Source organism: Gordonia sp. L191 (genome assembly GCF_030077625.1).
GTDB classification, from domain to species: Bacteria; Actinomycetota; Actinomycetes; order Mycobacteriales; family Mycobacteriaceae; genus Gordonia; species Gordonia polyisoprenivorans_A.
In genome coordinates this window covers 4,463,608-4,476,186 of record NZ_CP125996.1, presented here as the reverse complement: position 1 = coordinate 4,476,186, position 12,579 = coordinate 4,463,608, and the positions used below count along the sequence as shown (strand labels likewise).

General features: G+C 67.7%; 13 protein-coding genes. 10 read left to right on the top strand and 3 right to left on the bottom strand.

Annotation, left to right across the window (positions count from 1 at the left end; translation table 11 throughout):
- Position 1 precedes the first annotated feature (1 nt).
- Positions 2-1,030 (top strand): fused (3R)-hydroxyacyl-ACP dehydratase subunits HadA/HadB, encoded by a 1,029-nt coding sequence (locus QNM97_RS20345; protein ID WP_208793984.1) that lies wholly within the window; start codon positions 2-4, stop codon positions 1,028-1,030.
- A gap of 89 nt (positions 1,031-1,119) precedes the next feature.
- Here QNM97_RS20345 and QNM97_RS20340 read toward each other — a convergent pair whose 3' ends face one another.
- Entirely contained in the window at positions 1,120-1,827 is a 708-nt protein-coding gene (locus QNM97_RS20340; RefSeq protein WP_283820053.1) for a FadR/GntR family transcriptional regulator, read from the bottom strand.
- 154 nt (positions 1,828-1,981) lie between these two features.
- On the opposite strand from QNM97_RS20340, the gene QNM97_RS20335 reads away from it, so the two are divergent.
- The 5 genes from QNM97_RS20335 (at position 1,982) to QNM97_RS20315 (ending at position 7,463) form a co-directional block, all read left to right on the top strand.
- On the top strand, positions 1,982-2,497 hold the full coding sequence (locus QNM97_RS20335) for a gluconokinase (protein ID WP_123932358.1): 516 nt from the start codon (positions 1,982-1,984) through the stop codon (positions 2,495-2,497).
- Positions 2,494-3,948: a GntP family permease gene (locus tag QNM97_RS20330; RefSeq protein ID WP_283820052.1), complete on the top strand. Its 1,455-nt coding sequence runs from the start codon at positions 2,494-2,496 to the stop codon at positions 3,946-3,948. Before QNM97_RS20335 ends, QNM97_RS20330 begins: the two co-directional genes overlap by 4 nt.
- Before the next feature lie 51 nt (positions 3,949-3,999).
- Positions 4,000-5,283, top strand: a complete 1,284-nt coding sequence (locus tag QNM97_RS20325) for a lipase family protein (RefSeq protein WP_185091146.1) — start codon at positions 4,000-4,002, stop codon at positions 5,281-5,283.
- A 1-nt stretch (position 5,284) separates the two neighbouring features.
- Positions 5,285-6,724, top strand: coding sequence for a hypothetical protein (locus QNM97_RS20320; RefSeq protein WP_283820051.1), 1,440 nt, complete (start codon positions 5,285-5,287; stop codon positions 6,722-6,724).
- 82 nt (positions 6,725-6,806) lie between these two features.
- Positions 6,807-7,463, top strand: a complete 657-nt coding sequence (locus QNM97_RS20315) for a hypothetical protein (protein WP_283820050.1) — start codon at positions 6,807-6,809, stop codon at positions 7,461-7,463.
- Between the two features lie 27 nt (positions 7,464-7,490).
- Here QNM97_RS20315 and QNM97_RS20310 read toward each other — a convergent pair whose 3' ends face one another.
- Both QNM97_RS20310 and QNM97_RS20305 read right to left on the bottom strand, forming a co-directional pair.
- The gene (locus QNM97_RS20310) at positions 7,491-8,819 is read right to left on the bottom strand and encodes an amidohydrolase family protein (RefSeq protein ID WP_283820049.1); all 1,329 of its coding nucleotides are present in this window, start codon (positions 8,817-8,819) and stop codon (positions 7,491-7,493) included.
- The gene (locus QNM97_RS20305; protein WP_283820048.1) at positions 8,816-9,877 is read right to left on the bottom strand and encodes an isopenicillin N synthase family dioxygenase; all 1,062 of its coding nucleotides are present in this window, start codon (positions 9,875-9,877) and stop codon (positions 8,816-8,818) included. The genes QNM97_RS20310 and QNM97_RS20305 overlap by 4 nt, the downstream gene beginning before the upstream one ends.
- 254 nt (positions 9,878-10,131) lie before the next feature.
- Here QNM97_RS20305 and QNM97_RS20300 point away from each other — a divergent pair, with 254 nt between their 5' ends.
- From QNM97_RS20300 to QNM97_RS20285, 4 genes are all read left to right on the top strand, one after another.
- Positions 10,132-10,599 carry a Fur family transcriptional regulator gene (locus QNM97_RS20300; RefSeq protein WP_283820047.1) on the top strand — a complete coding sequence of 156 codons (468 nt, stop codon included), beginning with the start codon at positions 10,132-10,134 and terminating at the stop codon, positions 10,597-10,599.
- 155 nt (positions 10,600-10,754) lie between these two features.
- Positions 10,755-11,186: an organic hydroperoxide resistance protein gene (locus QNM97_RS20295; RefSeq protein WP_094601782.1), complete on the top strand. Its 432-nt coding sequence runs from the start codon at positions 10,755-10,757 to the stop codon at positions 11,184-11,186.
- 76 nt (positions 11,187-11,262) lie between these two features.
- On the top strand, positions 11,263-11,745 hold the full coding sequence (locus QNM97_RS20290) for a Dps family protein (RefSeq protein ID WP_283820046.1): 483 nt from the start codon (positions 11,263-11,265) through the stop codon (positions 11,743-11,745).
- Between the two features lie 185 nt (positions 11,746-11,930).
- Entirely contained in the window at positions 11,931-12,530 is a 600-nt protein-coding gene (locus tag QNM97_RS20285) for a histidine kinase (RefSeq protein WP_502874940.1), read from the top strand.
- Positions 12,531-12,579: the final 49 nt, after the last annotated feature.

Sequence of the window (12,579 nt, the reverse complement as noted above, 5' to 3'; positions counted from 1 at the left end):
CATGTCCGCACCCGACTCCCCGTCCCTCGACTCGCGGCTGGGGCATTACTACGTGATCGACGAGCCGTACCTGGTCGGTCGCGAGAAGGTGCGCGAGTACGCGCGTGCGGTGCAGGACTACCACCCGGTGCACCGGGACGAGAAAGCCGCTGCGCAACTGGGGTATTCGGGTGTGGTGACGCCGTTGACCTTCACCTCGATCCCGGCGATGGCCGCCAACCGCGACCTGTTCGAGTCGGTCGTCGTCGGCTACGAGACCTACGTGCAGACCGAGCAGGTCTTCGAGCAGCATCGGCCGATCGTCGCCGGTGACGAACTGACCACCGACGTCGAGTTGTCCTCTGTTCGGCGGGTGGCCGGACGCGACCTCATCACCGTCACCAACACCTTCACCGACGCCCACGGCGAGGTGGTGCACACGATGCACACCACCGTGGTCGGGGTGACCGCCGACGAGGTGGACCCGGGCATCTCCGATGCGGTGCGCAGCATCATGGTGCACGACGTCAACATGCTCTCCGCCGAGCAGTCGGATGCGGAGTATCACAAGACGGTGCGACCCGAAGGCGAGCAACACATCTCGACCGGAGGTGTCGACCGTGAGCCGGGATCGTTGCGGTTCGAGGACCTCTCGGTCGGCGACGAACTCCCGACGCGTCACGCCCGGCTGTCCCGCGGGGATCTGGTGAATTACGCGGGGGTGTCCGGTGACGGCAACCCGATTCACTGGGACGAGTCGATCGCGAAGCTGGCCGGGCTGCCCGACGTCATCGCGCACGGCATGCTGACCATGGGTCTCGGCGCGGGTTTCGTCTCCTCCTGGTCGGGTGATCCGGGTGCGGTGACCCGTTATTCGGTGCGCCTGTCGCAGGTGGCGGTGGTCTCGGCCGCCGAGGGCGGCGACATCGAGTTCAGCGGGCGGATCAAGTCCCTCGACGCCGAGACCCGCAGCGGCGTGGTGATCATCGTCGCGAAGTCCGGCGGCCGCAAGATCTTCGGGCTGGCGACGATGAACGTGCGCTTCGCCTGACGGCCGGAATCCCCGACGCCTGGAATCCCCGACGCCTGGAATCCCTGACGACCGAAAGGGCAACGCGCCCAGGATATGTGGCGGGCGGGTCAGCTGCGCTCGTCGGCGACCGCTTGCGCCGCCTCATCGATGATTGCGCGCATGGCGTTCTCGGCGGCGTCGGGTTCGCCGAGCCGGATCGCGCGGGCGACGTCGTCGTGCAGTGCGATGGCCGCGGGGTTGGGCCGGGCGGGCATCATGCCGTGATGGGTACGGCCGGTGAGGACCTCGCCGACCACCCCGGTCAGTGTCCGGAACATCTCGTTACCGCTGGCCTCGAGAAGGCCGCGGTGAAAGATCTTGTCGGCCAACAGGTAGGCGTCGAGGTCTCCGGTCCGTCCGTGTACGGCCATGTCGGAGGCCGCGGCGGCGAGTACGCGGCACTGGTGTTCGTCGGCGCGCTGGGCGGCCAGTGCGGCCGCGGCGGGCTCGATACCCCGGCGTAGCTCGGACAGCGTCAGCAGGAAGGCGGCGCGATCGGCGCCGTCGAGGCGCCACCGGATCAGTCGCGGATCGAACACACTCCAGCGGGTTCGGGGCTGCACGGTGATCCCCACGCGTCGCCGCGACGCGACGAGTCCCATCGATTCGAGTACGCGGATCACCTCGCGGGCCAGGGTGCGGGACACCGTGAACTCGGTCCCGATCCCGTCGAGGGTCACCACGGCGCCCTCGGGCAGATCGCCGGAGGCGATGCGCACCCCGAGTTCGGTGAGCACCTGTTCGTGCCGATCGGTGGCGGCAGTGGTCTCGGTCACCCAATCATCTTCTCATTCGCGGGTGTCAATCGCGAAGCGCTGCCGTTTACGGTCGTGCGATCCATATAAAACGATGATTGGAATCTTGGGCTTGCAATAGTCATACCTTTGAGGCAATCTATGTGACCAGTAGCACAGCAGCAGAGGAGCGGGCATGGGGTCACCGGTGGTGGTCATGGGAGTATCCGGATCCGGAAAGTCGACGGTCGGCGCCGCGTTGGCGCAGCGCATGCGGGTGCCGTTTGCCGACGCCGACGACTTTCATCCGCAGTCGAACATCGACAAGATGACGGCCGGTCGCGCGCTGACCGACACCGACCGGCAGCCGTGGCTCGACCTCATCGGGGACTGGCTCGGTGAGCACGGCGACGGCGGGGTGATGAGTTGTTCGGCGCTCAAGCGCGCCTACCGCGACCGGTTGCGCAGCCACTGCCCCGACACGGTTTTCGTCCACCTCGACGGGCCGCTCGAGGTGATCGCGCGGCGGCAGGCGTCCCGGCCCGGGCACTTCATGCCGACGTCGCTGCTGCACTCACAGTTCGACATCCTCGAGCCGCTCGGGTCCGACGAGCGTGGAGTCATCGTCGACGTCGACCAGCCCGTCGACGCCATCATCGACCGCATCGCCGCCGCACCACTGATCGCCGACGCCACCGGAGGCGCCCGATGAACACGCTCACCGTCCTCGCCGCCGAGACGACATTGCCCGACCCGGTCGGCTCCGGCTGGCATCTCGTCGTCGCCGCGCTCGCGGGCATCGCCGTCATCGTCGCCCTCATCACGTGGGCCAAGGTCCATCCTTTCCTCGCCCTGATCGCCGGTGCGGGCACCGTGGGAATCGTTGCCGGCGAAGCGGTTCCGAAGGTCATCGACTCGTTCACCGCGGGCTTCGGATCGACTGCGGCCGGGGTTGGCATCCTCATCGTGCTCGGCGCGATGTTCGCCAAACTGCTCGCCGATTCCGGCGGTGCCGACGAGATCGTCGACACCATCGTCGGCCACGCCGGGCCGCGGATGCTGCCGTGGGCGATGGCCCTCGTGGGTGCGGTCATCGGGCTGCCGATGTTCTTCGAGATCGGCCTGGTGTTGTTGATGCCGGTCATCTACCTCGTCGCCCGGCGCTCGGGTCTCGGCCTGATCCCGATCGGTATCCCGGCGCTCGCCGGACTCTCGGCCATGCACGGCTTCGTCCCGCCGCATCCCGGGCCGCTCGTCGCCATCGACGCACTCCACGCCGATCTCGGCCTCACCTTGGCTCTCGGTGTGGCCGTGGCGATTCCGACCATCATCGTTGCCGGTCCGCTGTTCGGCATGCTGGCCGGGCGATGGGTCGTCATCGACGCGCCCCGCACCTTCGATGCCGACCCGGGTACCGTCGGCGCCCGCTCCGAGAGTTCCCCGGAGGAGTCCGAATCAGACTCCGGCGCAACACCTTCGGCACGATCGCCCAAGGGGCCGGGATTCGGCCTCACCCTCGCGACGGTCCTGCTGCCGGTGGTGCTGATGCTCGGCAAGGCCATCGCCGAGATCGTCGTCGACGACGACGGTCAATGGATCCGCAGGATTCTCGACGTGCTCGGCACGCCGTTGGTCGCACTGCTGATCGCCGTCGTCGTCGCGATGTTCACCCTCGGCCGCCGATCGGGCATGACCCGCGACACCCTGTCGTCCTGTGTGGGATCGTCGCTGCCGCCGATCGCGGGCATCCTGTTGATCGTCTCGGCCGGTGGCGGCTTCAAACAGGTCCTCGTCGACACCGGCATCGGCACCCTGCTCGCCGACTGGGCATCGGCCGCCAACATCTCGGTCATCCTGCTCGGCTGGGTGCTCGCCGCACTCATCCGCGTCGCCACCGGATCGGCCACCGTCGCGACCATCACCGCGTCGTCATTGATGCTCGGACTCGTCGACGGGCTGAGTTCGGGCCAGGTGTCGCTGGTGGTTCTGGCGATCGGCGCGGGCTCGGTCTTCCTCTCACACGTCAACGACGCCGGATTCTGGCTGGTCAAGGAGTATTTCGGGATGAGTGTCGGGCAGACCTTCAAGACCTGGTCGGCGATGGAGACGATCCTGTCGGTGACCGGACTGATCGTGGTGTCGGCGCTCGGCCTCGTGATCTGAGGGTGACCGGGATCTACCCCGCGAGGTTACTGTGCGGTAGCTTACCTAGCCATGAGACGAATTCGGGGATTGAACTCATCACGGCGAACCTGGGGGATTCGGGGTGCGGCGGTGCTCACCGCCGGCGCGCTGGCCGCCGCCGGAGCGAGCCTGGCAGCACCGTCGGCCCAGGCCGCAGACTTCTACACACCGCCCGCGCACTTCGCGAGCGCACCGGGATCGATCATCCGCAGCGAGCCGTCACCGCTACTGCTGCAGATTCCCGGCATTCCGAACCAGTGGCCGGGCACCGCCAAGCGCGTCATGTACACCTCGGAATACCAGGACGGTTCGCCGGCCGCGGTGACCGGAACGGTCATCGAACCGACCGCCCCGTGGCGTGGCAAGGGCCCGCGACCGACCGTCGTGCTCGGCCCCGGCACCGTCGGGCAGGGTGATCAATGCGCCGGATCGAAGCTCATGTCGTTCCCGCTGGCGATCGATCCGAGCAAGCCGTCGATCGCGGTGAACTACTCCGGTCTGGAGATGAATCTCCTGCTCATCAACGGTGTGCGCGTGGCGATCACCGACTACATCGGGATGGGCACACCCGGCATCCACACCTATGTCAATCGACTCGAATCCGGCCACGCCATGCTCGACGCCGCGCGCGCAGCGCTGAAGATTGCCGGGGCACCGGCGAATTCACCGGTCGCGTTCTCCGGCTACTCGCAAGGCGGTGGTGCGGCGGCATCGGCGGCCGAACTCGCCTCGACCTACGCACCCGACCTCAACGTCAAGGCCACCTATGCCGGTGCTCCGCCCGCGGATCTGTCGAAGGTGATCGACCGCATCGACGGCACCGCGATCTCCGGCGCCATCGGCTACGCCATCAACGGCCTCGAAGCCCGGTACCCGGCGCTCAAGACCGTCGTCGACCGGCAGACCAATGCGGCCGGACACACTGCACTGCAACGGTTGTCGACGCAGTGCATCGGTGACACGATCCTGTCCTACGGATTCCAGCGGACCAACTCCTGGACCCGCAGCGGTCAACCGCTGTCGGCGATCGTCAACGCCGACCCACAGGTCCGCAAGATCGTCGGGGACCAGCTGATCGGCAAGCTCAAGCCCAACGCCCCGGTGTTGCTCGAGGGCGGGATCAACGACGACGTCATCCCGTATGACCAGGTCGCCCAGCTGTATCGGGACTGGAAAGCGCAGGGCGCCACCGTGTCCATGGTCACCAACACCCTCCCGCCGATCTTCCCGGGACTGGTCGTGAACCACGCGCTGCCGATGCTCACCACACTGTTGCCGGCGACGAATTTCCTCCTCACCGAACTCGCCAGGTGACATGACGGCGGGTCGACGGGTCCGGGCGGCGGCGGTCGCGGCGCTGATCACCGGCATGGTGGTCGCCGGCTCGGGCCGCGCTGCCGGGGACCCGCCGCCCGATCCGGGGCCGCCGATCCTCGGACCGCCGGGCACGTCGCTGATGCACGGGGATCTCGAGTCCACCGACTCCACGCCTCACCCCGGACCCGGCCGCGGCGCCCGGCTGCTCGCGTCGTCGGTACCGGGAGCCGCGTGCGCGGCAACCTTCGTGGGCAGCGACGGCATGCCGGTCTCGTTGTGCACCAGGTACATCGGAGCACACGGAGACGGGTCTGCCGGCGGGTTCGCGGTGCCGTCGGTGACGCTGTTCGATCCGGCGTCCGCCGCACCGCTGGCGTCGGTTCAATTGGCCAAGGGCGGATTGCTCGGCGGGGTGTACGGGTACCTCGACGGCCGCGACCGGGTGGTCGTCGCCGACGGCTCGAACGCGATCCTCTTCGTTGCCCACCGGCACACCACCCGCGGGTGGCAGGTGTACGTCGACGACCGGATCGACGTGTCCGGGCACATCCCCTCCGGCGACTCGATCACCGGCCTGGCGCCGGATGGGTTGGGCCGCATCTGGTTTGCGACCACCCACGGCGTGATCGGCACCGTCGACACCGACCGTCGGGTGCACTCGGTGCATCTGCCGCCCGGCGAGGACCTCGGCAACGGACTCAGCGTCCGCCCCGGTGGTGTCTCGGTGCTCACCACGCACGCGCTGTACGAGATGTGGGCGACCCCGGGTGCCGCGCCGCACACGATCTGGCGACAGGCCTACGACCGCGGCCCGGCACGCAAACCCGGCCAGCTGACGTGGGGATCGGGCACGACGCCAACGTATTTCGGTCCCGGCGGCGACGGCTGGGTGGCGATCGTGGACAACGCCGCGCACCACCCGTCGCTGATCGTGCGAGACAGCGACACCGGTCGGCTCGTGTGCACAATGCCTGCCTTCGGCACGTCCGGTCAGGGCACCGAGAACTCCCCGATGGCGTGGGGTGACTCACTGGTCATTCCCAGCACCTATGGCTATCAGTACCCGCCGATGGCGGTGTCGGGGCCGTCCGTCCCGGCGACTTCGGGCTTCGTCGGCGGGTCGACCCGCATCGACGTGACCGCGCGCGGCTGTCATCGGGTCTGGGAGAACAACGACCGCCTCGCGTCGTTGCCGAAGCTCTCCCGCGCCGACGGACTCCTCCACGGCCTCGGATACGGGCCGTATGTGCCGGGGGCGATCCAACAGAGCGGGCCGGTCGACTACATCGCGAGCGACTTCGCCACCGGACGGCGGGTGGTCACCCGGCAGATCGGTACCGCTCCGATCGACGAGCCGCTGGAACTGACGGGCACCATCGCCGCCGATGACATGTTGTGGCAGGCGACGGTCGGTCACATGCTCAAGATCGGCCGGTGAGCTCGGTGGTCGACGGTCGCCCTCCGTGTTCCGATGACCGGGCGCGCCACCGCGCCGACGCGACGAGTGTCACAATGCGACCATGATCGATCCCACCTCCGAGGACCCCGACCGCAGGCCGTCGCAGGCCGAGCTCGACGCGCAGGACCTCGCCGAACTGCAGCGGACCTCGGCCGACCGGGACCGGGCCAATCTGTACCCGAAGCCGCCCACCGCGCCCGGGCCTGCCCCGGCCGCGTTGGCACTCCACGCCCGGGTGGCCTTCTGGGGAGCGGCCGCGGCCGGGCTGGTGTGCGTCGTGTACGGGGCGATCAACCTCGGAGCGATCAGAGATCTTCTCCGTGATCGGATGCTCGCCGACGCCGTGGCCACGCCGAAGGGGCAACCCAACGCCGGTCAGATCGACACCTTCGCGTCGGTGCTGCCGGTCGCCGGGTTGATCATCACGGTGCTGTTCCTTCTCGGCGCATATCTGTTTCTCCGGGCCGCGGTCACCCATCACAGCCGCAACTGCCGCAACTTCTTCCTCACGATCGTCGTCCTGAACCTGATGTGTATCCCGATCGGGATCGACATGTTCTTTCGCTATCCGAGCCTGTGGTCGGGGACCGTGGTTCTTGGATGGATTCAGTTCGCGTTGCTGCTGGTGTCGGCGGTCATGACCCTGCGCCGTGTCGTCGACCGCTGGCTGCCCGAGTCGACCCGGATGCGCCCGACGCGAATGCTACGGGCCCGGTAGGGAACTCACCGCGCCCGCAGCCACCGGTCACCCGGCGGTCGCGGCGATCAGCTCTTTGGTGAACTCAGCCTCGTCGATCCGGGTGCTGCGGCCGTCGGCGACGACGATCTCGCCGTCGACCATCACCGTGTCGACCAGACGCGGCGAGCCGGTGGTCAGCAGCGAGGCGCCCGGATCGCGAACGGGGAGTGTGGCGTAGTCCCGGTCGAAGCGCAGGAGCGTCAGGTCGGCGGGGGCCCCGACGGCGATGCCACCGATCGATTCGGGGAGTCCGAGCGCGACGTTCGCGCCGCCGCAGGCGATGTCGAGCATTGTGGCGTTGTCCATCAGATCCGCGCGCCGATGCACCGCCCGCTGCACATAGGCGCCGATGCGCAGCGTCTCGAGCATGTCCTGGGTGTCGTTGCTGGCCGCACCGTCGACACCGAGCCCCACCGCGAGGCCGCGATCGAGCATCGCGGGCACCGGCGCGACGCCACTGCCGAGTCGCATGTTGGACAATGGATTGTGCGAGATCGCCACACCGCGGTCGGCGAGCAGGGCCTGCCCGTACTCGTCGAGTTCGACACAGTGCACCGCGAGCACCCGATCCCAGAGGAAACCCCCGCGATCGAGGTAGTCGACGGCGCCGACACCGGCGTGCTCACGGCACATCACATCGTCGGTCGGCGTTTCCAGCAGATGGATGGAGACCGACAGGTCACGCTCCTGGGCGAACTCACGCAGCGTCGTCATGCCCGGCTCGGTGAGCGATCGCGGATTCGGGACCGCGAGGGCGATAGAGATCGTCGATCTGTCGACCTGTGCCCGAAGGTGATCGATGTGGTCGAGGACCTCGTCGAGGGGTTGCATGAGCCGTGGCTCGAAGCCCCACTTGCGGGTCGCGTCACCCCGATCGGCGACGCCCCGCCCGAGTAGGGCGCGAATCCCGGTGTCGCGCAATGCCGCGATGACCGCACCGTGGACCTCTTCGGACGGATGGGGCCACATGTGCTCGACGACGGTCGTCGTGCCCGACCGGAGACTCTCCAAGCAGGCGGCCACCGCCGCGAGATACGCGCGCTGCGGTGTGATGGCCACCGACTGCTCGCCGATGGCGAAGAGCCACTCCAGAAGTGGTGTGCATTCGGCGATTCCGCGCATCAGTGACTGCTGCAGGTGGGTGTGGGTGTTGACGAAGCCGGGGATGAGTACCGCGGGCGGCCCGGTGTCGGGGGAGGCGGTGGTGTCGGTGATCGCACTGACGACCCCGCCGGCCACGTACACATCCTGGTGGGCGACCCAGGTGCCGCCCACGCGGACGGTGACGTCGGAGAACGCCCGGTCGCCGACAGGCGCGCCGTTCGGGGCGGTCATCGACGACTCTTCGCGGCGTTGAAGTTGGCCGAAAGGCGTTGGGCGATATAGTCGGCGGCGGTGATCGGCGGGTACTTCCCCACGGCACTCTCGATCACCACATCGGTGTTGGCCTGCGCGAAGTAGGCGATGGTGTAGCGCGGGCCCTGGTACTCCCCGCGTCGCGGTGCGCGCACGCGATGAAAGTTCGACGGCAGGGCGTCGTCGGACCATCGCATCAGCATGTCACCGATGTTGCAGGTGATGGCCTCGTCCGAGGGTTCGACGGGAGTCCATGCCTGGCTGTCGGTTTCGGCTCCCGGTAGCACCTGCAGACCGCCCTGTCCCGATCGCTGGAACAGCAGGGTCAACACGTCGAAATCGGTGTGCGCGCCGGCCCGCCAGATGTTGGGCTCGTCGAGCAGCTCGTCGGGGAAGGGGTAGTAGTGCAACAGCCGCAGGGTGCTCTGATAGGTGTCGACGGCCGGATCGTGTGCGCGCGTGAAGAACTCGCGATCGAAGCCAAGCTTGTCGGCGAAGCAGCCGAGCAGGTCCATGGCGATCTGCCGGCACCGCGACTCGAAATCGTCGAGGGTACTGCGGAATCCGGCGAGCTCGTCCTCGGTGGGCCACAATCCGTCCATGCGCGGGCGGGTGAACTGGTAGGACTCCTTCTGATCCGGGGTGCCGACCGACGGACGCACCTGGGTCATGAACTCCCAGCCCGCGTTCTGCCCCTTCTTGAGCGGATAGCGCTCCTTGACCTCTCGCGGCAGTGCGAAGAACCGTTCGGACATGGCGAACGCATGATTCACCACGGACATGTCGATGCCGTGGTCGACGATCTGGAAGAAGCCGATATCGGTTGCGGCCGACCAGAGTTGCTCGGTGAGCTCGGCGCGGCGGGCGGCGAAGTCGGCGAGGGAGATCTGGCGGACCTCGCGGTCGGCGGTCTCGGTGCCGGCACCACCCATCCGTGACTCCCGGGTGAGTTCGGCCATCGGGGTGGCCGGCATGTGGGTGGGATCGGTGTGGGTGGCAGACGAGTGGATGTCGACGGTGGTCGTCGTGTCGCTCATGGTGTGACTCTCTCGGTGGTGATGAGACGGTGTGCGCTTTTCGACGCCGGCCGCGTGAGAGAGGAGTGGCCGACGGACGCGAACAATCGGCTCCTTGCCGATTGCTACACACGATCTCGTGCAAAAGACGATACGACAGCTTCGGCCGACCCGCCATCCGAGCGGGTCGTACCCGGAAAGGTTAGGCATACCTGCATTAGTTTGGAGTTGATCCAATAGTTGGAGTTACTCCAGAAAAGGGCTACACTGGGGTCATGCCCGAGATCGACGTCGTCACCCCCGCGCAGCTGCACCGGCAGTTGCGCGGAGCGGGCATGCGCGTCACGGCACCGCGGGTCGCGGTGCTGCAGTTCGTCCACGGGCATCCGCACTCGACCGCCGACGCCGTGGCCTCCCATGTGCGGGACCATCTCGGCGGCGTATCGACCCAGACGGTCTACGACGTGCTGCGCACGTGCGCCGACAAGGGGCTGCTGAGACGGATCGAGCCCGCGGGTTCGGCCGTCCGCTACGAGACCCGGACCGGCGACAACCATCACCACCTGGTGTGCCGGGTCTGCGGGGACATCACCGACGTCGACTGCGTCGTCGGTGCGGCCCCATGCCTGAACCCCGACCACGATCACGGCTACCTCGTCGAGGAAGCCGAGATCACCTTCTGGGGACTGTGTCCGCGATGCCGGGGCGCAGCGCCGGCGTCCGCCGAACCCGAGGGGCCGTGACCCGACGCCGGGAATTCTCGGCGAATTCACCCTTTCGGGAACGAAGAGTCGTCGAGAATGGTTGCAGAGCAAGGTAGTTCGACAACAACCGGCAATCCGCTCGATCCAGTACGTCCAACAGCCGTCCATGGGCGGCCGACAACCGAGGAGACATCATGGCTATCGAACCCGCATACAGCATCTCGTCCAAGGCCAGTGGCGGCGGCCGCGACGGAGAAGTGGTCTCCGCAAGTGGTCAGATCGACCTCGAACTGCGTCCGCCGAAGGAGCTCGGTGGCAGCGGCGACGGCAGCAACCCGGAGGAGCTGTTCTCCGCCGGCTACGCCGCCTGCTTCCTCGGTGCCCTGCGCGCCACCTCCAAGCAGGCCGGCACGCCGGCCCCCGACGACGCCACCGTCACCGTGACCGTCGGCATCGGCAAGGACGAGTCCGACGGCGGCTTCGGGCTCGTCGTCGGCATCGAGACCTACCTGCCCGGCCTCGATGAGGCGACGGCCAAGGAACTCGCGGAGAAGGCCCATGCCTTCTGCCCGTACTCCAAGGCCACCAAGGGCAACATCGATCACAATCTGACGGTCCGCGTCTGAGGACGCCGCGACCACCGCACCACCGCGTGCCCTCGGCCACCAGCCGGGCGGCCGCACCACAGGAAGGAGTCACACCATGACTGCACTGTCCACCCCCATCACCAGCACCCTGAGTGATGAGCAGAAAGAGATCACCGGCAAGGCCCTACAGGAGACCCTTGTCGACCTGATCGATCTGTCACTGATCGCCAAGCAGGCCCACTGGAACGTCGTCGGCGCCCAGTTCCGGTCGGTGCACCTCGAACTCGACGAGCTCGTCAGCGTCGCTCGCGACTTCACCGACGCGGCCGCCGAGCGTGCCACGGCCATCGGTGTCAGTCCCGACGGCCGGGCCGAGACCGTCGCCAAGACCGCCGGTACCAAGGGCTTCGGCGAAGGCTGGACCAAGGACGCCGACGTCGTCGTCTCGATCGTCGAGAACCTCAAGGCCGTCATCGCCGGTCTGCGCGAGCGCATCGACGTCACCGAGGACGCCGACCCGGTCACCCAGGACCTGCTCATCGGCTTCGCCTCGAAGCTCGAGCAGTTGCACTGGATGTGGCAGGCACAGGTGGCCTGAGCGCACCGATACCCGGTGGGAGCGAGAGCGACAGCCTGGTTCTCGGCTCCACCGACCACAACGACGGACCCCGCCCACACGGCGGGGTCCGTCGTCGTATCCGGGGTGGGACGTCGTTGCCGACCGGCCCGGGCGAGCTGTGACCTGACGCACGTCGCCGAGGACGGCGGCGGTAGCGTGAGGGCGTGGAGTACTGGGGAGTCATGGCGGGGATCGGACTTCTGGCCGCGGTCGTCGCGGGCATTGCCTTCGTCCGTTACCGCGATCGGGAAACAGAACAGCTACGACGCGGGGCGTCACTGGCCGGTGAGCTGCGTGCCCTGGCCGCCGGTGATGCGGTGCGACTGGCCGCGGTCGAGGAATACGAGACCTCGCTCTATCAGCGACTGTTCTACGTCTCGACGGTGTCGCCGCGGGTGCGCAGCGCCGTGTGGTGTCTGCTTGCGGCGGTCCTCTCGGCTGCCGGTGCGTTGGCGACACGCGGTGACGGTCTGGCGTTGACGATCGTGCACTGGGCGGCGTTGTTCCTTGCGGTCGTCTTCGCGCTCGCGACACTGTTCTTCGCGGGGCTCGCCGCATTCCACGCGGCCACCACCCCGCGCGTGTCCTTCGCCGAGTCCTACGCGAACGACGGCACTGCTGGTTCCGACGCCGCTGGTTCCGGCACTACTGGTTCCGACGCCGCTGGTTCTGGCAGCGCCGTACCCGATACCGCCGTACCCGACGCGGACACACCGGCGGACGCCGACGCACCGGCCGCGGAAAAGGCTCCACCCACCCAGTGACTTGCTGAATTAAGTGAATTCGTGCGTCAATCCGGGACAATAACCGGTG